At 43.2% G+C, this 25,728-nt stretch carries 30 protein-coding genes and 1 tRNA gene; 24 read left to right on the top strand and 7 right to left on the bottom strand.

Annotated elements, in window-relative coordinates; all coding sequences use genetic code 11:
* The first annotated feature begins 113 nt into the window (after positions 1-113).
* Both FBB35_RS01135 and FBB35_RS01130 read left to right on the top strand, forming a co-directional pair.
* A complete protein-coding gene (locus FBB35_RS01135) occupies positions 114-917 on the top strand; it encodes a TIGR01548 family HAD-type hydrolase (RefSeq protein WP_174708120.1) in 804 nt (267 codons plus the stop codon).
* 86 nt (positions 918-1,003) lie between these two features.
* Positions 1,004-2,392 (top strand): cytochrome P450, encoded by a 1,389-nt coding sequence (locus tag FBB35_RS01130; RefSeq protein ID WP_174708119.1) that lies wholly within the window; start codon positions 1,004-1,006, stop codon positions 2,390-2,392.
* Between the two features lie 58 nt (positions 2,393-2,450).
* Here the strand turns inward: FBB35_RS01130 and FBB35_RS01125 are convergent, their stop codons facing one another.
* Entirely contained in the window at positions 2,451-3,257 is an 807-nt protein-coding gene (locus FBB35_RS01125; protein ID WP_174708118.1) for a tetratricopeptide repeat protein, read from the bottom strand.
* Positions 3,258-3,392: 135 nt separating this feature from the next.
* A complete protein-coding gene (gene ruvB, locus FBB35_RS01120) occupies positions 3,393-4,493 on the bottom strand; it encodes a Holliday junction branch migration DNA helicase RuvB (RefSeq protein ID WP_174708117.1) in 1,101 nt (366 codons plus the stop codon).
* 229 nt (positions 4,494-4,722) lie between these two features.
* Here ruvB and hisF point away from each other — a divergent pair, with 229 nt between their 5' ends.
* From hisF to FBB35_RS01075, 9 genes are all read left to right on the top strand, one after another.
* Entirely contained in the window at positions 4,723-5,496 is a 774-nt protein-coding gene (gene hisF, locus FBB35_RS01115) for an imidazole glycerol phosphate synthase subunit HisF (protein WP_012410737.1), read from the top strand.
* A gap of 99 nt (positions 5,497-5,595) precedes the next feature.
* A complete protein-coding gene (locus FBB35_RS01110) occupies positions 5,596-5,790 on the top strand; it encodes a hypothetical protein (RefSeq protein ID WP_012410736.1) in 195 nt (64 codons plus the stop codon).
* Between the two features lie 93 nt (positions 5,791-5,883).
* Positions 5,884-5,956, top strand: a tRNA-Ala gene (locus FBB35_RS01105).
* 376 nt (positions 5,957-6,332) lie between these two features.
* Entirely contained in the window at positions 6,333-7,079 is a 747-nt protein-coding gene (locus FBB35_RS01100) for a GDSL-type esterase/lipase family protein (RefSeq protein WP_174708116.1), read from the top strand.
* A 227-nt stretch (positions 7,080-7,306) separates the two neighbouring features.
* Positions 7,307-7,741, top strand: coding sequence for a hypothetical protein (locus tag FBB35_RS01095; RefSeq protein ID WP_174708115.1), 435 nt, complete (start codon positions 7,307-7,309; stop codon positions 7,739-7,741).
* Positions 7,742-8,151: 410 nt separating this feature from the next.
* Complete coding sequence (locus tag FBB35_RS01090; protein ID WP_174708114.1) at positions 8,152-9,441, top strand: cation:proton antiporter; 1,290 nt, start codon at positions 8,152-8,154, stop codon at positions 9,439-9,441.
* Between the two features lie 357 nt (positions 9,442-9,798).
* Entirely contained in the window at positions 9,799-12,009 is a 2,211-nt protein-coding gene (locus FBB35_RS01085) for a cation:proton antiporter (protein WP_174708113.1), read from the top strand.
* Positions 12,010-12,013: 4 nt separating this feature from the next.
* The gene (locus FBB35_RS01080) at positions 12,014-12,493 is read left to right on the top strand and encodes a hypothetical protein (protein WP_174708112.1); all 480 of its coding nucleotides are present in this window, start codon (positions 12,014-12,016) and stop codon (positions 12,491-12,493) included.
* Between the two features lie 107 nt (positions 12,494-12,600).
* Positions 12,601-13,440: an AMIN domain-containing protein gene (locus FBB35_RS01075; protein ID WP_174708111.1), complete on the top strand. Its 840-nt coding sequence runs from the start codon at positions 12,601-12,603 to the stop codon at positions 13,438-13,440.
* Positions 13,441-13,669: 229 nt separating this feature from the next.
* On the opposite strand, the gene FBB35_RS01070 is transcribed toward FBB35_RS01075, so the two are convergent.
* On the bottom strand, positions 13,670-15,589 hold the full coding sequence (locus FBB35_RS01070; RefSeq protein WP_174708110.1) for a transketolase C-terminal domain-containing protein: 1,920 nt from the start codon (positions 15,587-15,589) through the stop codon (positions 13,670-13,672).
* 201 nt (positions 15,590-15,790) lie between these two features.
* On the opposite strand from FBB35_RS01070, the gene FBB35_RS01065 reads away from it, so the two are divergent.
* Positions 15,791-16,546 (top strand): DeoR/GlpR family DNA-binding transcription regulator, encoded by a 756-nt coding sequence (locus FBB35_RS01065; protein WP_174708109.1) that lies wholly within the window; start codon positions 15,791-15,793, stop codon positions 16,544-16,546.
* 134 nt (positions 16,547-16,680) lie between these two features.
* On the opposite strand, the gene FBB35_RS01060 is transcribed toward FBB35_RS01065, so the two are convergent.
* From FBB35_RS01060 to FBB35_RS01045, 4 genes are all read right to left on the bottom strand, one after another.
* Entirely contained in the window at positions 16,681-17,220 is a 540-nt protein-coding gene (locus FBB35_RS01060; RefSeq protein ID WP_174708108.1) for a DUF3172 domain-containing protein, read from the bottom strand.
* Positions 17,221-17,500: 280 nt separating this feature from the next.
* Positions 17,501-17,641 carry a hypothetical protein gene (locus FBB35_RS01055; RefSeq protein ID WP_174708107.1) on the bottom strand — a complete coding sequence of 47 codons (141 nt, stop codon included), beginning with the start codon at positions 17,639-17,641 and terminating at the stop codon, positions 17,501-17,503.
* A 393-nt stretch (positions 17,642-18,034) separates the two neighbouring features.
* On the bottom strand, positions 18,035-18,511 hold the full coding sequence (locus FBB35_RS01050) for an NAD(P)H-quinone oxidoreductase subunit N (protein ID WP_012410726.1): 477 nt from the start codon (positions 18,509-18,511) through the stop codon (positions 18,035-18,037).
* A gap of 519 nt (positions 18,512-19,030) precedes the next feature.
* On the bottom strand, positions 19,031-19,186 hold the full coding sequence (locus tag FBB35_RS01045) for a hypothetical protein (protein ID WP_174708106.1): 156 nt from the start codon (positions 19,184-19,186) through the stop codon (positions 19,031-19,033).
* Between the two features lie 280 nt (positions 19,187-19,466).
* Between FBB35_RS01045 and rplC the strand changes: the two genes are divergently transcribed.
* The 12 genes from rplC to rplX all read left to right on the top strand — a co-directional run bounded on the left by rplC (position 19,467) and on the right by rplX (position 25,677).
* Positions 19,467-20,099, top strand: coding sequence for a 50S ribosomal protein L3 (gene rplC, locus FBB35_RS01040; RefSeq protein WP_094342450.1), 633 nt, complete (start codon positions 19,467-19,469; stop codon positions 20,097-20,099).
* Positions 20,100-20,247: 148 nt separating this feature from the next.
* On the top strand, positions 20,248-20,886 hold the full coding sequence (gene rplD, locus FBB35_RS01035; protein ID WP_174713488.1) for a 50S ribosomal protein L4: 639 nt from the start codon (positions 20,248-20,250) through the stop codon (positions 20,884-20,886).
* Positions 20,879-21,193 (top strand): 50S ribosomal protein L23, encoded by a 315-nt coding sequence (locus FBB35_RS01030; RefSeq protein ID WP_012410723.1) that lies wholly within the window; start codon positions 20,879-20,881, stop codon positions 21,191-21,193. The genes rplD and FBB35_RS01030 overlap by 8 nt, the downstream gene beginning before the upstream one ends.
* A gap of 141 nt (positions 21,194-21,334) precedes the next feature.
* Positions 21,335-22,198: a 50S ribosomal protein L2 gene (rplB, locus tag FBB35_RS01025; protein ID WP_012410722.1), complete on the top strand. Its 864-nt coding sequence runs from the start codon at positions 21,335-21,337 to the stop codon at positions 22,196-22,198.
* A 143-nt stretch (positions 22,199-22,341) separates the two neighbouring features.
* Positions 22,342-22,620 (top strand): 30S ribosomal protein S19, encoded by a 279-nt coding sequence (gene rpsS, locus FBB35_RS01020; protein ID WP_012410721.1) that lies wholly within the window; start codon positions 22,342-22,344, stop codon positions 22,618-22,620.
* Between the two features lie 80 nt (positions 22,621-22,700).
* Positions 22,701-23,057: a 50S ribosomal protein L22 gene (rplV, locus tag FBB35_RS01015; protein ID WP_012410720.1), complete on the top strand. Its 357-nt coding sequence runs from the start codon at positions 22,701-22,703 to the stop codon at positions 23,055-23,057.
* A gap of 53 nt (positions 23,058-23,110) precedes the next feature.
* Positions 23,111-23,893 (top strand): 30S ribosomal protein S3, encoded by a 783-nt coding sequence (rpsC, locus tag FBB35_RS01010; RefSeq protein WP_174708105.1) that lies wholly within the window; start codon positions 23,111-23,113, stop codon positions 23,891-23,893.
* A gap of 104 nt (positions 23,894-23,997) precedes the next feature.
* Entirely contained in the window at positions 23,998-24,423 is a 426-nt protein-coding gene (gene rplP / locus FBB35_RS01005) for a 50S ribosomal protein L16 (protein ID WP_012410718.1), read from the top strand.
* Between the two features lie 3 nt (positions 24,424-24,426).
* On the top strand, positions 24,427-24,654 hold the full coding sequence (gene rpmC, locus FBB35_RS01000; RefSeq protein WP_174708104.1) for a 50S ribosomal protein L29: 228 nt from the start codon (positions 24,427-24,429) through the stop codon (positions 24,652-24,654).
* A 6-nt stretch (positions 24,655-24,660) separates the two neighbouring features.
* Positions 24,661-24,909 (top strand): 30S ribosomal protein S17, encoded by a 249-nt coding sequence (gene rpsQ, locus FBB35_RS00995; protein WP_094328457.1) that lies wholly within the window; start codon positions 24,661-24,663, stop codon positions 24,907-24,909.
* A gap of 46 nt (positions 24,910-24,955) precedes the next feature.
* Positions 24,956-25,324 (top strand): 50S ribosomal protein L14, encoded by a 369-nt coding sequence (rplN, locus tag FBB35_RS00990; RefSeq protein WP_012410715.1) that lies wholly within the window; start codon positions 24,956-24,958, stop codon positions 25,322-25,324.
* On the top strand, positions 25,324-25,677 hold the full coding sequence (gene rplX / locus FBB35_RS00985) for a 50S ribosomal protein L24 (RefSeq protein WP_114081986.1): 354 nt from the start codon (positions 25,324-25,326) through the stop codon (positions 25,675-25,677). The genes rplN and rplX overlap by 1 nt, the downstream gene beginning before the upstream one ends.
* The last annotated feature ends 51 nt before the right edge of the window (positions 25,678-25,728 follow it).

Raw genomic sequence — 25,728 nt, 5'->3', positions numbered from 1 at the left:
TTAATTTCTTCCCCGAACAATCTCCCTTCACGCCAGAGCAAACCCTCGACCCCGATTTTCTACCTGAGTCATGAGCGCATTATGATGATGTAAAACTCTTTTGCTTCCTATCCATGACTCAACCAACTTCTGTAAAAGCGATCGTTGTTTTCGATATTGATGGCGTTGTGCGCGATGTTGGCGGTTCTTATCGTCGGGCGATCGCAGATACGGTAGAATATTTTGCTACCCAAGCATATCGCCCAACCCCACTAGATATTGACCAACTGAAGTCTGAAGGCATTTGGAATAACGATTGGGAAGCATCGCAGGAATTAATTTACCGTTATTTTGAAACCCAAGGACAGAGCCGCGAACAACTGCAACTAGATTACAGTGCGATCGTTGCTTTTTTTCAATCGCGTTACCGCGGCCCAGACTCAAATAATTTTACTGGGTATATCTGTAATGAACCACTACTATTACAACCTAGCTATTTAGAACAACTTACCCAAGCGGGGATTGCTTGGGGATTTTTTAGCGGCGCAACTCGTGCTTCTGCGAACTATGTCTTAGAAAAACGCCTTGGCTTAGAATCTCCGGTGTTAATTGCGATGGAAGATGCACCAGGTAAACCTGACCCCACTGGACTTTTTGCCACAGTTCGTGAGTTAGAGAATGGAATTGAGGAAAAATTAGCGATCGTGTATGTAGGAGATACGGTAGCAGATATGTATACCGTCGAGAAAGCGCGGAATCTAGATTCTTCTCGCACTTGGCTTGGTGTAGGGGTTTTACCGCCCCACGTACAGGAAACAGCACTGCGTAGTGATGCTTATGGTGAGACGCTAATAGCAGCAGGAGCAGCAGTAGTTTTGCGTAATGTCCAAGAATTGACCCCAAGGCAGATTCAAAAATTGGTGAGTTTATCTACTTAATCTGTGTTTTAAGATTAATCCAGCTATGCGTGGATGAATGACTAGCTGATCACAATCTTGCTCGAATTATTGGGAGATTAATAAAAATGTCTGCACTTAAACTGCCTAACGGCCCTCAAACTCACCCTTGGGTACAGACGTATCAATGGCTGACTAACCCATTGGAATACATGGAAGACTGTGCTAAACGCTATGGTGATATCTTCACCCTTCGAATTGGCCCAGTTTTTATTCCTCAAGTCTTCATTAGCAATCCTCAAGCAATTCAGCAGATTTTTGCCACAGATCCAAAACAGTTAGATTCTGGTACACCAGCAGGTTCAGGTTCGCCTTTATTGGGGCCAAATTCTCTACTATCCTTAGAAGGAAAACCTCACCAGCGCCAGCGTAAACTGCTGACACCTCCTCTACATGGGGAAAGAATGCAGGCTTATGGTGATTTAATCTGTGAAATTACCAAGCAAGTAACTAGTGAGTGGCCAGTTGGAGAAACCTTTACAGTCTTGCCATCCATGCAAGAAATCTCCTTTCAGGTGATTTTGAAGGCTGTATTTGGTCTAAAGGACGGACTTCGTTATGAAAAACTCAAAGAAATCCTGATTGCGATCCTGAATCCAAAAAGACCTATTTTGCGAGCAATACTGCTCATGTTCCCATTATTAAGACAGGATTTAGGGCCTCGTAGTCCTTGGGGAAGTTATCTACGTTTGCGACAGGAAATGGATGATCTCATCTATGCTGAAATTCAAGAGAGGCGATCGCTTGGCGACCAGTCTCGAAGTGATATTCTGTCTTTAATGATGGCGGCTCGTGATGAAGCAGGTGAGCCGATGACAGATTTGGAATTACGTGATGAGTTGATGACTTTGTTGGTTGCAGGGCATGAAACTACAGCCAGTTCTTTGGCATGGGCGCTGTACTGGATTCATCATCAGCCTGAAGTCCGGGAAAAACTGATGCAAGAACTGGATAGCCTGGGTGAGAACAAAGACCCAAACGCCATTTTCCGATTACCTTATTTGAATGCAGTTTGTTCGGAAACAATGCGCCTGTATCCAGTGGCGATGTTGGGATTAAATCGATTGGTTAAATCACCTTTAGAAATTGCAGGCTACAAATTTGACCCTGGTACTATATTGATTCCTTGTATTTATTTGAACCATCATCGAGAAGATTTATACCCCAATTCAAAGCAGTTTCAGCCAGATCGTTTTCTAGAACGCCAATTTACTCCATCTGAATATTTGCCCTTTGGTGGTGGTAATCGTCGCTGTATTGGGATGGCATTTGCCCTATTTGAGATGAAACTGGTATTGGCAACTGTACTATCTAGTTGGCAAATGAAACTAGCTGATACAAAGCCAGTACTACCAGTTCGGAAAAGCTTTCTGTTAGCACCAGGCGGTGGTGTACCAATGGTGGTAACTGGAAAGCGTCAGCAAAATCAGCCAGTTCTTGAGACTAACTTAGTGTAGAAAGTCTCACAATCAAGTGGGAGCAATTGCTCCACTTCCCCTTTTATTTACTTGCTAATTACTGGATTTTCAAGAACTTATCCAAAGCTGTAACTAGGCTGGGGGGCCAACGGCGGATATTTTTCACCCAGTCGAGATCCTTATAGCGGCTATCAAGTCCATAAGCTGCTACCCAGTTGCTTTCAGCTTCACCTTGTTCTCCATTTACCCAATATGCAGCTGTGAGGGCGGCACGCACATCAGCAAATTTGGAGTATTTACGGGCGATGTTTCGCATCTCACGGATTGCTTGCTCTTTTTTACCAGTTTCATATAGAGCGAGGGCGTAGTTAGCACGGGCGAAGGCAAAATTTGGGGCTATCTCATTAGATTTTTTATAGTCTGCGATCGCATCTTCCCATTTTCCTAAACCTGTTTTGGCATTACCGCGATTATTGTACGCCATCGCATCATTAGGATCGAGTTCTAAGACATGATTATAATCTGCGATCGCATCGTCCCATTTTCCTAACCCTTCCAATGCTGCCCCCCGATTCAAATAAGGATCGGTGACATTCGGCGCTAGTTCTATGGCTTTGTTATAATCTGCCAGCGCCTCTAGTAATTTGTTCTGACTCACCCGCGAATTTCCTCGGTTACTCCACGCCCCCGCATTAGTGGGAAATTGCTCAATAATCTTTGTCCAGTAAGTTTCAGCCGTCGCAAAATCACCTTGATTCGTCGCTGTAAAGGCTTGATTTGCCCACTCATCACCTTGTTTTAACTGTTCTTGAGTAATGGGCGGTTGAGATTGTGCCATGACTGGCGCACCCCAGCCAAACACGAGTAACAGACTGAGAAAAATACCAACAATCAACTTAATCATCTAGGTTTACCTGTGTCTATCTTGAAAGTGGCGAACAGGGAGCACGGTAGCAAGGAGAAGTGGAAGATGAGAGAGAAGAATTAATAACCAATGCTCAATGCCCAATCCCCAATCCCCAATCCCCAATCCCCATAATTACAATAATGACAACTGTTCATTAGGCGGCGTGAATCCCAAATGCTTATATGCTGCCTTGGTCGCCATCCTTCCACGATGAGTCCGAGTTAAATACCCAATCTGCATGAGGTAAGGTTCGTACACCTCTTCAATTGTTTGGGTATCTTCACCTGTGGCTGCTGCCATTGTTTCTAAACCTACTGGCCCACCGTTAAATTGTTCAATTATCACACTTAGCATCTGGCGATCTGTCCAATCTAAACCGCAAGGATCTACTTGGAATAGTTGCAATGCTTCGGATGCAATGCTTTCATTAATTTCACCAGATATTTTTACTTCCGCATAATCACGTACCCGCTTTAGCAGCCTATTGGCAATACGTGGAGTTCCGCGTGAACGACGGGCAATTTCTGTGGCACCATCTTCTGTAATGGGGGTTTTGAGTAATTGAGCGGTTCGCAGTACAATTTGAGTCAGTTCGTCAACTTCGTAAAATCGGAGTTTTTGAATTAAACCGAAGCGATCGCGCAGTGGTGAAGTTAAAGCACCCACACGCGTTGTAGCTCCCACGAGGGTAAACTTTGACAGAGGCAAACTTCTGATCCGAGCGCTGGAACCCTTGCCAATAGTAATATCTAAGCGATAATCTTCCATTGCTGGATACAGAATTTCTTCCGTCATCCGCGAGAGACGATGAATTTCATCCACAAATAAGATATCCCCTGGCTTCATGTTCACCAGTAGCCCAACAATATCTCGTGGACGTTCTAGGGCTGGCGCACTGGTAATTTTGTAATTTACCCCCATTTCCGATGCTAAAATCATTGCCATTGTGGTTTTGCCCAATCCTGGTGGCCCATACAGCAGTAAGTGATCCAGCACCTCACCACGAGACTTGGCTGCTTTGATGGCAATATCTAACACATCCTTTAAATCTTTTTGTCCAATATAATCGGCAAATCGGTGCGGCCGAATACCTTCTTCCTGCTGTTCTTGTTCATCAATAGCAGCTTCAGGCTTCAAAATATTTTCTGTGGATGGTGCTTTCGCCGACTCCCGACGTTGCTTTGGTTCTCCGTTGGGTTCTGGAGGCTGTTTTTTCGAGGAGATTATCGCCATAATTCAGCTATCTACTTTTAAGGGACTAGGGAGTGAGGAGGCAGGGGAGCAGGGAGCAGGGGAGCAAGGAGTAAGGGAGCAGAGAGCAAGGGAAAAGAGTTTTCTTCTCTGCCCCTCTGCCTCTTTTCAATTCCCAATGCCCCATTCCTGTGAAAATTTTCGTTTGGAAATACCCGCGCCAATTTAAAATTTAAATTCCGGTCAATTACCCAGAAGTACAAAAGTTATTATGTTATCTAAAAGAATCTTACCGTGCTTAGATGTGAAGGCGGGACGGGTTGTAAAAGGAGTTAACTTTGTCAATCTCCAAGATGCAGGCGATCCGGTAGAGTTGGCCAAGGTTTACAACGAAGCCGGTGCTGATGAGTTAGTATTTCTGGATATTACAGCTACTCATGAAGACCGAGCTACAATTTTAGATGTGGTCTACCGCACTGCTGAACAGGTCTTTATTCCATTGACTGTGGGTGGTGGCATTCAATCCTTAGAAAATGTTAAAGCTTTGTTACGAGCAGGCGCAGATAAGGTTAGTATTAATTCTGCGGCGGTGCGTGATCCAGACTTGATTAATCGGGCCAGCGATCGCTTTGGTAATCAGTGCATAGTTGTTGCTATTGATGCCAGACGCAGAAATAACCCGGAAAATCCAGGTTGGGATGTGTATGTGCGGGGTGGCAGGGAAAATACAGGCTTAGATGCCCTATTGTGGGCCCAGGAAGTTGAGAAACGCGGTGCTGGAGAACTTCTAATAACAAGTATGGATGCTGATGGAACTCAAGCCGGATATGACATCGAGATCACACGGGCTATTGCAAACGCTGTAGAAATTCCAGTCATTGCTTCTGGTGGTGCAGGTAATTGTGAACATATTTACACAGCTCTAACTGAAGGCAAAGCGGAAGCAGCACTACTAGCATCGCTATTACATTACGGGCAATTAAGCGTAGCAGAAATCAAAAATTATTTACGCGATCGCAATGTGCCAGTAAGAACATTATCTTGACCCACAAATCACCTGTTAATGACATCTATCTGAGGTTAGACACACTTCTTAAAAAGGGTGTTAATATTATTTTACAAGTATTAACAATTATTAAAAAATATGTTGCTTCCTATTTTACTTTTTGATGTAGCTTTGGTAGCGTGGTCGCTGCACTTAATGGAAAAAGCCTACGAGAGTAAAGAATTTTCTCTCATGTTGGCTGGTACGTTGGTTGCTCTGGCTGCTGCTGCCATGTTAGTAGTTTACTTTTTGATGGGGCACTGTATGACCTACTTGTTGCAAGTGTCGTTGTGAGTGTCTAATGGTAGAGGAGATATTTAAAATTTAGTTTTCATAAAAAGCTTGACAAAGTACTAAAATTAAGCGATTATGTATAATGGATCTGAAGGGGTTATAGCGCAGTTGGTAGCGCACCTCAATGGCATTGAGGGGGTCAGCGGTTCGAATCCGCTTAGCTCCATTTTTAAGTACCTAATCTTCTTAGTAAATTGAGAGGGTTAGGGAAGTTTTTTATGAGTTTTATTGCCGTCTACCTAGCCAGTCTCGAAAGTTGGAATGATACAGACTGTCATGGGTTTCTGAGGCGATTCGTTTTTGATGTAAGAACTCTAGCCAATTTTCTAACACTCCCTCAACTTCATATTATCAGTATCAATGATTTGTGCGATGCCTCGGCCATTTCAAGTTCTAAACTCGACACTTGACTTTCAGACCCTCAACTACGGCAATATTAACCTTGCAACCATATCAACAAATAGATGCTTGCACACTAAAGATAGCCATCTATGGTATAGAAATGTATAGAATCTTGTAAAGATATAAAATATAGTTGTTAAATGCACACATTTCTAGCTTCTTCCTCAATGCAGCTGTCCATACCACCAAATCACTCTCAGTCAATGAAGATTGTCGCGCTGGGGGACAGCTTAATTTATGGATTCGGCGACCCGGAAAAAGGAGGCTGGATCGAGCAACTACGGCGATGGTGGATGTTGCCGGATAGTGCCGGTCATGTTCTTTATAATTTAGGGGTAAGAGGCGATCGCACGCAACAAGTAGCACAAAGGTTAGAAGTAGAATTTCGCCACCGAGGTGAACTGCGAAATCGTGTCCCCGACTTGATTATTTTATCCGTAGGTGTGAATGACTCAGCGCGGTTGGCACGTCCTGATGGTCGAAGTTACACAGATTTTACCCTATTTGAAAAAGAAATTGCTTCTCTGCTAGATTTAGCACAGCAACTGTGTCCTGTGTTATTTGTGGGCATGGTACCAGTAGATGAAGCCAAGATGCCATTTTTAGATTGTTTTTACTATAATCATATCGATCAGTACCGCTACAAAGAAGCAACTCGAATTGCTTGCAGCAAACGGCAGATTCCCTATTTAGATATTTTTGAGCAATGGATGGAACGCGGTGAAAATTGGCGGCTCAAACGTTTAAGTGAAGATGGTCTTCATCCTAATACATTTGGTTATCAAGCTTTGTTAGAAGATGTGATAAATTGGGATGCGATACATTCAGTCGGCTTTGCCAATGCAGCTTACCATTCTCAATTTAATTATCATCTTAAACAATCCTAATTAATATAGATATGTTGGTGCTTTGAAATTAGCCAAGATTTTCATATTTGCCATCTTCGCAAAAAGCACCACAATCTTACTCAACTTTCAATGAAAGTAGATGTAACATCCTTTCACAATTAATCTATAAAAACTCTAACATCTCTTTTTCATTACAGACACGATTAATCGCGTCTCTACTCCTAACTCCTGTACAGACACGATTAATCGTGTCTCTCCTAACTATTATGACACCAACTTTATTTGGTCGTTGGCAAACTCGATTATTATTACTTGCAACTGTCGGCGTACTTGTATCTTTACCTTTTGCAATAGGTTGGATTGGCCCTGGTGCTAACTCGGTTTATTTTTGGATACTTGTTTATGTAGCCGTATTTGGATTAGGTTGGGATGTACTTTATAACTATCTCCAAAAATCTCGATGGGACAGGGATTGGCCCGCAGCTTATCAACTCTTAGCTGGTATATGGGAATTAATATTTGTATTTTGTGGAGTCAAACTATTTGGTTTTTTACCAATACCTTTACCGAAAGAAGAATTACCGTTAACAGTTTTTCTACTGCACTATAGCATCGTGTGGCTAGCAGTTTTTATTAGTTCACAAAGCCTGATGCGAATTATTTTCCTTCGTTGGCGTTTTCGGGGTGGGGAGTGGTTGTAAGCTGCATAGGGTCTTGTAGAGAAAGAATAAGAGTTTTAGAGAGTTATTGCGTAAATGTTATTGTTATGCAAATACATCGGTTTGTAAAAATTAACTAATACAGCGTTTTTCAGGTAAATAAAGTACACAGATAGGTTTACAGCAGTACTGTGCCCTTAAAATCATCTGTACCTTATAAAGTTGCAATCTGCTGTATGTGGCGGTTTCAGTTTAGATGCAATATGTTGTATTGACACAAAGTTGTATCCGTTTTTACGAAAAATAGGGCAGTTGCTATCAAATTAAAAGCAGCTATCTTAATATTTCTAAAATTAGCACTTGTGCTGATGTACTCATCTATGAGAAAAACAGGACAAGCTTTGGAGTCTGAAAATATTTTTCAATGCAGAGACGCATATTAAGGAAGTGCAATGTCAAATTTTGATCTGGTTATTCAGCTATTTTTGCAACTTACAGTTATTTTAGCCACTTGTCGCATCGTCACGATTTTAGGACGGCGCTATCTTGGTCAAACCGATGTTGTTTGCGAAATGATTGCAGGTGTAATGCTAGGCCCATCACTCTTGGGATTGATTGCACCGGACTTTCAGCAATGGCTTTTTCCTAAGCTTCCCATCATCACGGCTGTAGGACTCAAGATACCCAATCCATCGATGTCGATTTTATATGCTATCAGCCAGATTGGGTTGGTAATTTATATGTTTTTGATTGGTTTAGAATTCAACACTAAACTTTTAAAACATCATATCAAAAGTGCAAGTCTGCTATCTGCTGCTGGAATTATCACTCCTTTTATTTTAGGAGCGATCGCATCTTTTTGGTTTTATCATAATGGCGATTTCTTTCAACCAAAGGTAATGCCTTGGTCAGCCGCTTTGTATCTGGGTGCGTCGATGACAATTACAGCATTTCCCATGTTAGCTCGCATTCTTTACGAACGCGGTCTTGCACAAACCCGCTTTGGGACTTTAGCTTTAGGTGCAGCATCGGTAGATGATGCAGTTGCTTGGTGTTTGCTAGCGATCGTCCTTGCTAGCGTGAAAAATTCTTTGAACATTGCCATATTAGCAATTGGTGGTGGCATTTGCTACGTGCTATTTGCAATTTTTCTTGGTCAACCTCTACTGAGAGCGTTCACACGGATGACAAAACGCGATGCAGGTGTGAACAGACAAACTCTGACTTTGATGTTGATAATTTTGATGTTTTGTGCATGGTTTACCGATATTACAGGCATCTATGCAATATTCGGTGCTTTCGTGCTGGGAGCAGTAACACCACGCGGAGAATTCGCTCAACAAATTCGCCAATATACTGAGTTTTTAACTACTTCTTTTTTACTACCGATATTTTTTGTTTTCTCTGGACTGAACACTCAAATTGGATTGGTAAACACGCCTACTTTGTGGGGAATTACGCTGTTAATTATTGCGATCGCAATTCTTGGTAAAGGTGTCGCTTGTATGTTGGCTGCAAGGTTATCCGGGGAAAATTGGCGTGAATCTGCAACTATTGGCGCTCTCATGAATGCTCGTGGTTTGATGGAGTTAATCATCCTTAATATTGGTCTTGAGCAAGGTATAATTACCCCAACTTTATTCACTATAATGGTTATCATGGCAGTCATTACTACACTCATGGCATCACCACTAATTGCCTTTTTATTGCATGGTACAAGCTATGATAAGTCTTCTGCTTAAGCAAAGATAAATATAAAATTAAGTACCAATTAACTGATATTAGTTACATAGGAGTTGGGTAAAATTATCCGCTTAGACTCTAAGCTATAACGGCTAATTTGTTTGTGCCCACTTTTAACGAATACTACGAAACCAATCCCAATTATCTATTTTTTTGTATTGGCAATTTGGCAGTTATTCTAAATTTATCTCCTAAAATCATCAAAATTCATTTTTCAACTCTTCAAGTACATCCTCTCAGTAATTGACATTACAACTAAGTGCAACTTAATCTTGGTTGTATCTAATGAACTTGACATTTTCAGACCCTTTAAAGATTCATCTTAGAGAAACCAGATAGTTAATTGTGAGGAAACCATGCACATAGTTATTCTCGTTCTGGTTGAAGTACTGATTATTATTGGACTTTCACGGTTAGTAGGGCTAGCATTCCGTTCCATTAAGCAACCTTTGGTAATTGGTGAGATTGTTGCCGGAATTATGCTCGGCCCATCTTTATTTGGTTTAGTTGCCCCCCATTTAGCAGTTACTTTGTTTCCACCAGAAACTATTCCTTTTTTAAATGTTTTGTCTCAAGTGGGACTAATATTTTTTATGTTTCTGATTGGGCTAGAACTAAATCCAAAATATCTTAGTGGGCAATTAGAAGTAGCTGTTTTAACTTCTCATGTCAGCATTTTAGTGCCGTTTTCCTTGGGAACATTGCTAGCTGCGATCCTTTATCCCCTAGTTTCTAATGCAAGTGTATCCTTCACCGCCTTTGCCTTGTTTTTGGGGGCGGCAATGTCGATTACTGCCTTTCCAGTGTTGGCGCGAATCATTACTGAAAACAATTTACAAGGAACGCGTTTAGGAACCTTGGCGCTAACTTGTGCAGCCGTAGACGATGTGACAGCTTGGTGTCTCTTGGCAGTAGCGATCGCAGTTGCTCGAACTGGTGACTTTGCTGGTGCTATACCCACAATTATCGCCAGCATCGTCTACATCGGCTTGATGTTGACGGCAGGACGTTGGTTCCTGCAACGCCTTGCCAAACACTACCTGCGGGCGGGAAGACTCAGCCAATTGCTGCTAGCTGGGATTTATATGGGTGTGGTTGCGTCGGCATTAATTACCGAACTAATTGGGATTCACTTAATTTTTGGGGCATTTTTACTGGGAGCAGCAATGCCCAAAAACGAAGATTTAGTCAGGGAATTGGCAATAAAAACCGAAGATTTTGTTTTGATATTCTTGCTACCCATATTTTTTGCCTATAGTGGCTTAAAAACACAGATTGGTTTGCTGAACCGTCCAGAATTGTGGCTTTTGTGTGCGTTAGTTTTAGGAGTAGCGATCGCAGGCAAATATGTTGGTACTTATGTCGCAGCCCGTGTCAGTGGCATTAGTAAACGGGAAGCCTCGGCACTGGGTTGGTTAATGAATACTCGCGGTTTAACCGAACTGATAGTACTAAACATTGGTCTAGAGTTAGGAGTAATTTCCCCTTTAATATTTACCATGCTGGTAATTATGGCATTGGTAACTACATTCATGACCTCGCCACTGCTGGAATGGACATATCCGAAGAAGCTGATCAGGTTAGATGTTGTAGAACCCGAGTTGGAAGCAGAAACAGTTCTAGATACCTCTGCTGGAGATGAAACTTACCCTCATCCTTTCCGAATTTTGGTGCCAGTGGCTAATCCAAGTAGCCAAAAAGGTTTAGTACAGTTGGCAGTAGCCTTGGCGCAGCCCGCCGTCGGTGTCGCTCTCAGTTACCGATATCCTGCCGTAGTTAACCCCCTTAGCTTGATTGAATTTCAAGAAGACTATGCCTTTGAAAGTACCCCAGTTGAAGCAGACAGATTAATCGCCCAGCGCCGCCAGCAATTAGAAGAATTAATTAATACTCTCGAACCGTCAGAAACTCGTTCTTGTGTGCATCCTATCGTTCGCATCTCCAGCAACGTTGCCCGCGAAACAGCACAGATTGCCACATTAGAACAAGTTGATCTCATTCTTGTAGGCTGGCATCGGCCAGCTTTTAGTAGTAATCGTTTAGGTGGACGAGTCGGACAAATACTTACCACCGCACCAGTAGATGTAGCAGTATTTGTAGATAAAGCCAAAGAGCGATTAGAAAGTTTACTCGTACCTTATTCTGCAAATATCCATGATGATTTAGCACTCATACTAGCTCTAAGACTGCTAATCAATCGTGAGACTTGTATGTTGCAAATATTACAGATAGCAGCAAATCACACTAGAGAAGAATTGACTTACGAACTGCACATGATGATGGAGCAGTTGCCCACAAGTGTACGCGATCGCATTGAAATTAAAATTGTCGAAGCCCCAGAACCAATCCAAGCTGTAATTCAAGCCTCAGAAGGTGTTGATTTAACTATTGCTGGCACCAGCCGCACTTGGGGTATCGAACGCCAAACCTTGGGAAGATATACAGATCAACTAGCTATCCAATGTCGTTCTTCTTTGCTGATTACCCGCCGCTACAGTCAAGTTACCGCTCACCTTGCCTCTATGCTGCCTGAAGTTAGTAGTCAAGAGCCAACATTGAGGAATTGAAATCATGAATCATTTCAACTTCAAATCTTTGGCTTTTTACGGAGTAGCAATAATTTCAGTACTACTGTTGTTTAAAACTGTAACCGTTTACGGGGAAAACAATCTTAAGGCTCCTCCGCCAGTGAACGGCAGGTATCGTCTAACTCTGTCAGAGAATTTGCCGAACTGTGAAAAATCGGATACTCTAACGTTAAACATTCAGCAGTCGGGTATTTACTTAAATGCTTCTGTATTATCGGCAAACACTAACGCCGATACTGACGAAAAGCACTCTCTGGCAGGCATATTCAGAAATCAACAGTTAAATTTATCTGGAAAAGTTGGTAGATCAATCCTTTGTAATATTCCTCGCCCTCAAAACGATCCTCTGAATTCAGTCACAATTCAAATGCAACTTGTGGATAAAGGTAATATGACAGGTCAATTAAGCGTAAATGGCATTCCACAAACCTTAAAATTTACTGCTGTGCCCGAAGCTAATTGAATTGGGGGGTGGGGTAGAGACGCGATTAATCGCCTCTAGGGATTTAAAGCACCAAGTAAACAGCAATGTGAGCGCATTGTATGGGTTTTATGGAGCAGATAAAAAGAATGGATCAGGGACTAAAGACTAGGCAATTTTGCCAATGGCGCAAGCAGCTATTTAACATCAGTCTATTAGGCTTTTGTGCAGCGATCGCCTTTGAAACTTATACTACTGCTGCTACACCAGTAGCAAAGCTAGATAATTGGCGTTTTTCCCCAAAAACACAGCAACTCGAAATTAACCTTTCAGCAGGCACAACTCCCCGTTATTTCTACTTAGCCCAACCCTCTCGGCTTGTTGTAGATTTACCGAATACCAAGTTGGGCAAAGTTACCACGCAACAAAATTATTCTGGAGCAATTAAAAGCATTCGCGTTTCTCAACTGAATGCAAATGACACACGCATTGTCTTAGATTTAGCGCCAGGGACTGCTTTTAATCCTAAACAGGTACAACTGCAACCAGTTTCCCGAAAAAACTCCACTTGCTGGGTATTACGTCCGGTTAGTTCTGGTAAAACTACTGCCGCAAAACCAGGAAACTCAGCATCTTCACCCAAGAAACAAACTCAAACACCACATAAGTCACAGCCGCCTAGTAACCTACCTGTAACTACTACTAATTTACAAGCACCCTTACTCACACTTCCGCCTATATCAAATGACCTGCCCACAACAATTACCAATAACTTAGGGCAGCCTTTTGTCACTGTACCTCCCCTAAATCCGAATACAGCCTCTCAACAACCTGCTTTGATTCTTCCCCCTCCTTCTTTCCCAAATCAACCCGGTAACTTAAATAGCATTCCTCCTTCTGGTACGTCGGAATTTCCAGTTCCAACAATCCCCAATGCTTCCAATCCCCAGGTAATTGAGTTTGGTCAACCTTTACCCAAAACTAAATAAAAATTGGGCATTGGGCATGGAAAATCGAACCAATACCCCATCTACTATGCGCCATGCCCTAGTAATGCAATACGCTTGGGTTAAGCATATCTTTCTTCTCTTTGCGTCCTTTGCGTCTTTGCGGTAGCCTGCGGCAAGCCGCTCCGCGTCTACGTTAAAAAATTGACTTTGGCAAAGAGTTTTAGCCTTAACTGAACTGTATTGCCTAATAATATTGTGCTTGTAGCTATTACTGTCCTCCAACTAACTCCTTCACCTTGTTGATAATGCTCACTGGATCGATACCTTGATATGGGTACTGTTCCCACAAACCACCGCAACCTTCTTTATGAGTTCCAAGATGAGCATATTTGGGAGTCAACCCGCGCTCTAGCAGCCAAGAACCAAAACGGCTGCCTAAGCCTGTCCGCCGATTGAAGGCTTCTACTACAAGGACAAAAGGAGCGTTACCAATTTTGGTAATCATTTCTTCATCAATGGTGTTTAAAGTTGGTTTATTAATCAAACCAACGTCTAGCCCTTCTTGCTTCAGACGTTCTACAGCATCCAGAGAACGGTAGAGAGCATCGCCAAAACTGATGATATAACCTTGCGTTCCCTCTCGTACAACCTCATCTTTACCGGGAACAAATTTGTAGCCACTTCCAAATAAGTCATTGCCGTTGCTGTCCTGAATATTGGGGACTTTGGAACGGGTGGAGAAAATAAACCGCAGTCCAGGCTCAAAGAATATGGCTTCTACACAAGCTGTCATTTGATTAACATCTGCTGGGAAGTACAGCTGTGTTTCGTAGCCATCATCCAAGCCGTTGTCGGCAAACATATTATTCAAACCGAAATGGCAGGTGTTATCTGCCATGTCATCTATACCCGCATGGGAAAAGTGGCACAGAACATTGGAATAGTTCAGCCGTGCCATTGTAATTTCTGAGATACACATTTCTAAGAAGGCGCTGAAGGTCGCAAAAATACCTTGCTTGCCCTTCTCCATCCCAAATCCAGCCGCAGCAGAAAAGTTGCTCCGTTCCATAATACCGGAAGGAATAAATATTTCCGGGTATGTATCGTGAATTTTCTTCAAACCGCAGGAGCCTTCTAAGTCACTATCAATGACCTTGACTTTTTCTTTACGCTCCGCCTCACTCATGTGACTGAGGACACCCACCACGGCTTCACCAAACACATTGCGATTAGCGCCCCATTTGTCACTGGAACCCAGAAATGTATATGTTTGTTTGGGTTTCTCAATACTCTTCAAGTATTCGACAGCCGCAGTTTGTCCACGAGATTCTAGATACTTAACTGCTAAATCTACAGGAATTACATCATGACCATGAGTGGAACCTTCTAAACCTTCAATCCCAGGACACATCGGGCGTTTATTGATAATAGCGATCGCTCCGGGAGTATTCACAGCTTCACAAAGACGATGGTATAAATCGTCTAAGTCTTCCCCGTCTCCCTGAAGTACTTTCAAGCCGTGACCTTCTAAGGTTTTGGCGACACTGAAACCAGGTAAATATTTAGAAGGATGTCCAGCGATCGTTACATCATTGTCATCAATTATCAGCTTGACGTTGAGATGTTGAGCAACAGCCAAGCGAGCAGCCTCGGCATCGTTGCCTTCCTGCTGAGATCCATCAGAACCAAGACAGAAAACAACTTTGCCCGGATTTGCCATTGCTACACCATTGATGTAAGACCAAACATGGCCCAGGCGGCCAGAACTAAATTTCACACCAGGAGTTAACCCTAATTCGGGGTGTCCTGGTAAATGGGAATGTGCTTGGCGATAACGTAAAAGTTGCTCGGCAGGTAAGTCACCATGCAACGTTGCCATGAGATATTGGGTGGCGACTCGATGTCCTGCTTCATCAAAGAAAATTGGCACAAATTGCTCCGATGCTCCCCGGAAAAAGGCATCGAGAATCATTACCTCTGGCACTGTATCGTACGGGCCACCAGTATGACCACCTACTCCACTAGCGGCACCAGTTGCTGTAAAAAACACGATCGCATCCCGACAAAGTTGAATATTCGCTTTTAGAATCTCTCGCTGTTCATCTGTGAGGCTCGAATTGGCTGGATTGAGCGCTAAAAATTGGTAAGCACCAAGATCGATTGGAAATTGGGTATCAATAATAGTCATGGTTTATTTAGTAAAAGGGACTGGGGATTGGGAGCTAAGACAAACAAATTGGAACCATCTAGTTTCATCAAATGCCAAAATTAGTACATTTAACTATGCATAAAAGTGCTTGAATTCAATTGAAAATGCTGCTTTTTAATAAGTATAAACTCACAAACGTGCATTTTCAAGTCTAAAAACGCAATTTCAGGAAAATTAATTATGCTAACTGCTGAACGACGACAATTCATCTTAGAAATTCTGCGTCGTGATAAAAAGGTACTTTCGACAGAACTTAGTGCTGTTCTCAAAGTTTCAGAGGATACGATTCGCCGGGATTTGCGAGAACTGGCACAAACCGGACTATTGCAACGCGTTCATGGGGGAGCGCTCCTCAAATCTCCAGCCACCGCCAGTTATGCCGATCGCCAAAAGCAAGCGCCAAAAGAAAAGGAAGCGATCGCTCGGACAGCAGCAAAATTAGTTTGTACGGGACAGGTGGTGATTTTGGATGGAGGTACAACAACTCTCCAAGTAACCCGTCATTTGCCCCTAGATTTGCAAGCGACAGTCATCACAAACAGTCCGCCAATCGCCGTTGCTTTAGCAGAACATCCTCGTATAGAGGTTGTGATGTTAGGTGGACAACTCTATAAAAAAGCCTTGGTGAACGTGGGTACTGTCACGATTGAGACATTACGGATGATTCGTGCAGATTTGTGTATGTTGGGGGTTTGCAGTTTACATCCAGAGATTGGGATTAGTGTACCTAATCTAGACGAAGCCCACGTCAAACGAGCCATGATTGCTGGATCGGCTGAGGTAGTAGGATTAGTGACAGCTGAAAAATTGGACACGGCTGCTCCTTATCTAGTGGAGTCCATTCGTGCCCTGACTTACTTAGTAACAGCACCTACAGTATCTAATAATATGCTGAGTGCCTACAAAGCTTTAGGTTTGACCATTATCCGTGAATAATACGAATGATCTGATGAAGGCACTGGGGATTAGGCACTGAATAAGGGAATAGGGTACAGGTAAGAGGGTACAGATTATCCCCTGCACCTGTCACCTGTCACTTATCACCTCTTCCCTAACCCCAAAGCCCAAATCTAAAATCTGTCCGTTTCTTGAGGAGTTCCAACTGCTCCTGGTTGAGCCGTAAAGAAGTTTTGAGCAGCTTCATTCTGATATATACACCTAATATCAGGTTTGTCACTGTCCAAGTTACCTGTAAAGCCAAAGGTGTTCAGGCGATTTTTGCACTCATTTACCTGATCGGATGTCACCAACTTACGTTGCTCTAAAAGCGCCCAGTTATTTTGTCGGATCACACATCCAGGACGCATACTCGGCTGGGCAACATAAACATTAAAAGGGTTTAGAGTAACGAACAGTCTAGCGTCCATCACCATCGCGCTAGCTCCGTACTGTACACAAATTTCCGGGTTTGGTGCTTTGGTGTCAATGAATTCACGGGAAGCCACATTTGATGGGGCTAACGTGGTTGTAGAACTAAAAGCAATGCCAATCCCAATTCCTAAAATCAACACCCCTCCCATAATTGCGATGGTGAAGAGGTTAAACATAGGGGATTGGAAAATAGAGGGTTTAGAAGTAGTAGCCGATCTACTAGAGGGTTTACGTCTCATTGTTGCTTAATCACCTTCGCGTCCATTTTGCAGGGAGTGGTCTAAAGTTTTATCTCTCTTTTCAATATGCCTAGTCTTGACTGCATCAGGCTTAATATCTCCACTGATATACATTTTAGCTTTTGGCTTAGGTCTGGGTAGTTCTATCAAACCCGGCTCAGGGATTAGTGGTAACTATAATAACTATTTAGAATTCATAATTACTGGGGATGGTTGCACTCTCGTCGATCGGGATAATTTATTTTTATCCCAGTTTCCTTGATACACGATACCAATTTTGCTAGTGATTGCGATCGCTCTTTCTCTGTGGGGTGGTTATAAATTCGCTCACCAACAGAATTAAAACCTTAATTACAACCTCTGTTTTAATTGTTGAATTTTCTGTAAAACTTTTTCCCGATGCTGCGTCAACTTTATCCATCGGGGTAGGCGGCTGGCAAGACTGCTATTGTTCCAGCCTGATGTGTCATCTGGCAAGCGTTCTCGCAACCTTGATTGAACATAGCTTTTCTTCCTCAAAATCAGAAAGCCTTTTGCCGTAGTCTCTAAATCTTACAACCATTTCAGATGACCACTTCTACCGTTTCTGCAACAATTTCCAGAAATTCTGTTGATTCACCCTGCGACAAAAGCTGACATACCCTTCATCAGATGGGCATTAAGCAAATTCGTCTAGATACAGCATTTATTTACCAGACTTCCTGCCGATTATTTGCATCTTGTGCTTTTCGACTCAGCATTATTGAAATGCTGATTGAATTAAGTCATTAGTCATTTGCTTATAACTCAATGACTAATGACTAATGACAAAGGACTAACTAGCTAACAGAGTTTTTTCTAGAGAAGTCCAACGGAAGGCGCGATCGCCACCTCTCTCAATTACTACTTTCACTCGTGGTTCTAACTGAGGCAAATTCGTTAAATACTCAAGTTCCTCATTAGAAAGAATATGCCCTTCAATAATCCACAAAACCAGCCCCTTTGACTTTGGTGGTAGCTGTTCTAGATGAGAATCGAGAATTGGTGGCAAATAGTACACCTGACCTACTGCCGCACCGCTACCAGTGCTTTTTTTTCCAAGATGAGGAGGTCTGACTCCATGAATTCTTGTGAGATAGGCAGCTACGTCGCCCAGTCCCTTGGCAGTAATGTGGAGGGTGGTATAGCCAGCAGCGCGTAGTCGGCGTTGATATCTACCCTCATAACCCCCTTCCAGAGGTACATACACTCCAAGAGCGCCAAATTTTTCCAGATCGCGGATTAAACCGTTGCCAGTGGTAATTAGTGCCATAGATTTTCGTCTTATCCCACTTAGATATCTCTATTATTTACCCTGAACCGCTAGATTAAAAGCATTTTCTTTGGGTATTGAGAAGAGGCAGAGGGGAAAGAGATAATTTTTTATTCTCCCTTTGCCCGATGCTTCCCTGTTCTTCCCTACTCACTAAAAATAACTCTATAAATTACTGGACAAACATAAATAAATAATTTATATTATTAGATTGTGACCAAACACGCAAATTAGATAAACTTTTTACTGTCATTCTGAGGTAGTGTTAGCATTAAGAGCTGATAATTTAATCCAAATTGGATAATATAACTCAGATTGATCATAGACTGGTAAACTAAGAAAGCTTTCAGGTCAACATTGGAGCTTATGGATGAACAATCAAAGCCAATCCTAAGCTCCAGAGTGAATTTGCTCCCGTGCCTCTGAAAAAGCAGGCGAAATCTTAAACAATAGTTTAAGGTATTTAAGGAAGTAAAACTGAGCAGCAATGTTGGTTTCATGGCATTACGTCAGTCTCAGTTAATGGATACTGGGCGGTAAAGACCGCTTAAGTCCAACTGCAACAGGGCAGTAGCCAACCTCCGGGAAACCGTCATTAGGGCGTACACAAATCGGAAAACCCGCCGACAGCGCTGCCTCCAGAAAGTGCCAAAGCAATTGCTTGGACGAAAGCATTGCTGCACACAGCTTAAAACTGTAGCGCCTTGCATTGATTCCAGAAGTTACTCCTTCCCAAACGGAAGAGAATTGTAGCTGTTCTGGTGATCTATTGAGTGAAGCTAAACAGATTCACCAAGCAGTACGGACACGGTTTGTTGTGTCCCAAAGTTTTTGGACTGGTTTACTAAAACCATGCCAAATTTCGCAGGCTAACTCAGCCTAAACTGATGCGTACAAAGCGTGTCCTCTAGAGTCCAATTCCAAGGTCAGCAAGTAGAAAGGAGAACCAGTTACTGTGTCTGTAGGTATTCTCGGCACCAAGCTGGGCATGACCCAAATATTTGACGAAGCAGGAGTAGCTATTCCTGTGACTGTCATTCAAGCAGGTCCATGCACTGTTACACAAGTTAAAACGAAACAAACCGACGGTTACTTTGCCATCCAAGTTGGTTTTGGCGAAGTTAAACCAAAAGCACTGAACAGACCACTACTGGGTCATTTGGCTAAATCATCTGCCCCAGCATTGCGTCACCTAAATGAATATCACACTGATAGTTCTAGTGATTATGCTTTAGGTCAACAGATTAAAGCAGATATTTTTAGTGCGGGTCAAATTGTCGATGTAGTCGGCACAAGCATCGGTCGCGGTTTTGCGGGAAACCAGAAGCGCAACAACTTTGGTCGTGGGCCCATGTCACACGGTTCCAAAAACCACAGAGCGCCAGGTTCTATTGGTGCTGGTACAACACCAGGTCGTGTCTATCCAGGTAAGCGGATGGCAGGGCGTTTAGGTGGAAAACGCATTACAATCCGTAAGCTGACCATAGTGCGAGTTGATGCAGAACGCAATTTATTGCTAATTAAAGGAGCCATTCCTGGTAAACCAGGCGCTCTGGTAAGTGTTGTACCCGCGAAAGTAGTGGGATAGTCAAGAGTCATTAGTAATTAGTCATTAGTTATTGGTCATTAGTCATTTGTCAATTGGTTTAAGGACAAAGAACAAATGACAAATGGCAAAAGAAAAATGGCAAATGACAAAAGACAAAGGACAAAAGACAAAGGACAAAATAACAAAGATGGTTGAAAGCGTAGTTAAAAATTGGCAAGGAGAACAGGTCGGCGAGACGACCTTCGAGTTGCGCGTTGCCAAAGAAGAAACAGCCTCCCATATCGTGCATCGTGCCTTAGTACGGCAATTAACCAATGCTCGTCAAGGAAACGCCAGTACAAAAACTCGTGCTGAAGTTAGAGGTGGCGGTCGTAAACCTTGGCGACAAAAAGGTACTGGTCGCGCTCGTGCAGGGTCTATTCGTTCACCATTGTGGCGTGGTGGTGGTGTGATCTTTGGGCCAAAGCCTAGAGATTTCGACCTGAAGTTGAACCGCAAAGAGCGACGTTTAGCACTGCGGACAGCATTTGTCAGCCGCATTGACGATTTGATCGTAGTAGAAGAATTTAGCACCGAGCTATCTCGCCCGAAAACTAAAGACTTAGTAGCAGCTCTTGCCCGTTGGGGAGTAGCGCCAGAAAGCAAGGCACTGTTAATTTTGTCTGAAATTGCGGATACAGATAATGTTTATTTGTCAGCCCGCAACATTGAAAATTTAAAACTAATTGCAGCCGACCAGTTAAATGTTTTTGATTTACTGCACGCTGACAAAATTGTAGTTACGGCATCAGCCCTAGAAAAAATTCAGGAGGTCTACAGTGCCTAGCTTTGACCCCCGCGACCTTGCCGACTTAGTACGTCGCCCAATAGTCACCGAGAAGGCGACTATCTTGATGGAGCAAAATAAGTACACCTTTGAAGTAATTCCAAAGGCATCTAAGCCAGAAATCAAGGCTGCGATCGAAGACTTATTTCAGGTCAAGGTTGTAAAAGTCAACACCAACTTACCACCACGTAAAAAACGGCGCGTTGGTAAATTTATCGGTTATAAGCCCCAATATAAGCGAGCCATTGTTACAGTCGCACCTGGGGATGAAGACAAGATTAGACAAGTTCTATTCCCAGAAGTCTAGGAATTTTAGATTTTAGATTTTAGATTGAGGAGTTTACTGAATAAATACCAAACATGGTCGTAATTAGTTAAACACTCATTAAATCCAAAATTCAAAATCCGAAATTTAAGTAAATCAAAAATCCAAAATCCAAAATAGATTATGGGTACTCGTTCTTATCGCCCTTATACCCCCAGCACTCGCCAAGTTACAGTTTCTGACTTTGCGGAAATCACAAAAACCGAGCCAGAAAAATCCCTAACTACCTCAAAGCATCGCGCCAAAGGTCGGAATAATACCGGGCGGATTACCAGTCGTCGCCGGGGTGGCGGACACAAACAACTTTACCGGATCATCGATTTTAAAAGGGATAAACATAATATTCCTGCTAAAGTCGCAGCAATTGAATACGATCCTAACCGTAATGCCCGAATTGCCCTTTTGTACTACCAAGATGGCGAAAAACGGTACATTCTTCATCCCAACGGGTTGAAAGTTGGAACAATAATTATTTCTGGCCCTGAATCTCCCTTTGAAGATGGTAATGCTTTACCTCTATCAAGGATTCCCTTAGGTACTAGCGTTCACAACGTAGAAATGACTCCTGGTAAAGGTGGTCAAATCGTGCGGGCTGCTGGTGCTAGCGCTCAAGTTGTGGCAAAAGAAGGTGATTATGTAACTCTCAAGTTGCCTTCGGGAGAAGTCCGCTTAATTCGGCGTGATTGCTACGCCACCATTGGGCAAGTGGGCAACACCGATGCGAGAAACCTGAGCGCAGGTAAAGCAGGACGCAATCGCTGGAAAGGTCGCCGTCCGAAGGTTAGAGGTAGCGTCATGAACCCAGTGGATCACCCACATGGTGGTGGTGAAGGTAGGGCTCCTATCGGTAGATCTGGACCTGTTACACCTTGGGGTAAACCCACATTGGGCGCGAAGACACGCAATCGCAAGAAACTTAGCAGCAAATTCATTGTGCGTCGTCGCCGTAAGTCTTCTAAACGCGGTCGCGGTGGTCGTGAATCATAGAATTTTAGATTTTAGATTTTGGATTGTAGATTGGGGTCTACTTGTGAACATTGAAAATTTGTGAAACCTGATTTACTCACCTAATTATCCAAAATCCGAAATTCTAAATCCTAATTCCTAAATCCTAAATCCAAAATTGAACTATGGGTCGTTCTCTAAAAAAAGGTCCTTTCGTTGCGGATCATCTCTTAAAGAAAATTGAAAAGCTCAACGACAATAACAGAAAAGAAGTTATTAAAACTTGGTCAAGAGCTTCGACAATTTTGCCCCTAATGGTAGGTCATACCATCGCTGTTCACAACGGACGACAACACGTTCCAGTTTTTGTAAATGAACAGATGGTAGGACACAAGTTGGGTGAATTTGCCCCGACACGCACCTATAGGGGTCATGGAAAAAGTGACAAAAAAGCGGGTAGGTAGTCATTAGTTATTAGTCATTAGTCATTAGCTAAAGACAAGTGACAAATGAAAAATGACAAATGACAAAATTGGAGAAAATTATGGCTACTAATACTACTGAAGTAAAAGCGATCGCTCGTTTTATCCGCATCTCGGCCTACAAAGTGCGTCGGGTACTCGATCAAATCCGGGGGCGATCGTACCGAGAAGCGCTAATCATCTTGGAATTCATGCCCTATCGCGCCACTGAACCCATCTTGAAGGTTCTCAGAAGCGCTGCTGCTAATGCTGAACACAACGCTGGGTTAGATCGGACTCAACTAGTGATTACTCAGGCTTATGCCGATCAAGGGCCACCGTTAAAGCGGTTCCAACCAAGAGCGCAAGGTCGAGCTTACCAAATTCGCAAACCGACGTGCCATATTACTGTGGCCGTTGGAGCCGCACCAGAAAAATAAGCACGCTTACACGAATAAATTACGTAAAGTAAGAAATCTTAGAGGAAGCATTCGTGGGACAGAAGATTCATCCAGTTGGTTTTCGCCTGGGTATTACACATGAACATCAATCCCGTTGGTTTGCTGTTCCTGACCGCTATCCAGAACTTTTACAAGAAGATCACAAACTCCGTCAATATATAGAACAAAAGCTGGGTAGACTTGCTCAAAACAACGCCGGAATTTCCGAAGTGCGGATTGAGCGCAAAGCCGACCAAATCGACTTAGAAGTACGCACAGCTAGACCTGGTGTAGTAGTAGGGCGTGGTGGGCAAGGTATAGAATCCTTGCGTACCGGACTCCAAGGACTATTGGGTAGCAATCGCCAAATTCGCATTAACGTAGTTGAAGTTCAACGAGTTGATGCTGATGCCTACCTAATTGCCGAATACATTGCTCAACAATTGGAACGCCGGGTTTCCTTTCGGCGGGTAGTGCGGCAATCAATTCAGCGTGCCCAACGCGCTGGTGTTCAAGGTATTAAAATCCAAGTCAGCGGCCGGCTCAACGGTGCAGAAATTGCCCGGACAGAGTGGACTCGTGAAGGTAGAGTACCTTTACATACTTTACGGGCTGACATTGACTACTCTTATTGCACGGCAAAAACTGTTTACGGCATTTTGGGCATCAAGGTTTGGGTATTTAAGGGAGAAATTATTCCTGGACAGGAACCAGATCCGCTACCACCCGCAAGCCGTGATCGCGAACGTGACCCACGCGATCGCGAACGTGAACCCCGTCGCCGTCAACAACAACGTCGTCGCCAGCAATTTGAAGACCGCTCAAATGAAGGGTAAACGGGGACTGGGGAATGGGGACTGGGGGCTGGGTAAGAATTCTCAATCCCCAATCCCTAATTCCCAATCCCTAATCCCCAGTACCTAGTACCTAGTAGCCAATCATGTTAAGCCCTAGAAGAACTAAATTCCGCAAACAACAGCGCGGACGGATGGAGGGACTAGCCACCCGTGGTAGTACCCTCAACTTCGGTGATTTTGCACTCCAAGCACAAGAACCTGCTTGGATTACCTCCCGGCAAATCGAGGCTTCTCGTCGGGCAATGACTCGTTATATTCGTCGGGGTGGACAAATCTGGATTCGGATTTTCCCTGATAAACCTGTAACCATGCGTCCTGCTGAAACCCGGATGGGTTCCGGTAAAGGTAATCCAGAGTTTTGGGTAGCGGTAGTCAAGCCAGGACGAATTTTGTTTGAAATCGGTGGGGTTTCTGAAGAAATCGCCCGGGAAGCTATGCGTTTAGCTTCATTTAAACTGCCTATAAAAACCAAGTTTATTGTGCGCTCTCAACCACAGGAGCAGGAGTAGCTTATGCCTCTTCCCAAGATTTCAGAAGCTAGAGAATTAAGTGACGAGAAGCTCTCTGATGAAATTGTTGCGATCAAAAGACAACTATTTCAGTTGCGCTTGCAAAAAGCAACAAGACAATTAGAAAAGCCCCACCAGTTCAGACAGGCTCGACATCGCCTAGCCCAATTGCTGACATTAGAAACAGAACGCAAACGGGCAGCAAGTCAATCGGCTAAAGAAAAAAAGTAGGAGATTATGGCAGTTAAAGAACGAGTTGGCTTGGTAGTGAGCGATAAAATGCAAAAAACTGTGGTAGTTGCCATAGAAAATCGCGCTCCTCACCCCAAGTACGGCAAAATTGTGGTTAACACCCAACGATATAAAGTTCACGACGAAGAAAATAAGTGTAAAGTAGGCGATCGCGTTCGCATTCAGGAAACTAGACCCCTGAGCAAAACCAAGCGCTGGAAAATCACAGAAGTCCTGAACGTCAAGCCCGCTTAAACCTCATCGTTGTTAGAAACTAACAACACCACAAGGGAGAATAATTGTGATTCAACCCCAGACTTACCTAAATGTCGCAGATAATAGCGGCGCTCGTAAACTAATGTGCATCCGCGTCTTAGGTGGAGGCAACCGCCGTTATGGTTTTATCGGTGATAAAATTATCGCCGTCGTCAAAGATGCTACACCCAACATGGCTGTCAAAAAGTCTGATGTTGTGGAAGCAGTAATTGTCCGCACTCGGAAAGCTGTATCTCGTGACAGTGGCATGAGTATTCGCTTTGATGATAACGCTGCTGTGATTATCAACAAAGACGGTAATCCAAGAGGTACACGAGTTTTTGGCCCAGTTGCCCGTGAACTGCGCGATAAAAACTTTACCAAAATTGTTTCTCTGGCTCCGGAGGTGCTTTAATGGCAACCAAACAGGGTACGCCCAAAGTATTCCACAAAATGCACGTCAAAACTGGCGACACCGTACAAGTGATTGCTGGGAAAGACAAAGGAAAAATTGGTGAAATTATCCAGGCACTTCCCCAACTGAGTAAAGTCATCGTCAAAGGTGTCAACATTAAAACCAAGCACGTCAAACCCCAGCAAGAAGGGGAATCAGGGCGGATTGTCACCCAGGAATTCCCAATTCATAGCTCTAACGTGATGCTTTATTCCACTAAGCAGAACGTTGCCAGTCGTGTTTGTTATACCTTTACCTCAGAAGGCAAGAAAGTCAGAAAACTTAAAAAAACTGGCGAGATTTTGGATAAATAGTCATTAGTCATTAGTCATTGGTCATTAGTAATAAAGACAAGCGACAAATAA

Source organism: Nostoc sp. TCL240-02 (assembly GCF_013343235.1).
In the GTDB taxonomy this organism is placed as follows: Bacteria; Cyanobacteriota; Cyanobacteriia; order Cyanobacteriales; family Nostocaceae; genus Nostoc.
Note: the sequence above shows the minus strand (reverse complement) of the source record. Positions and strands in the feature narration are given on the sequence as shown.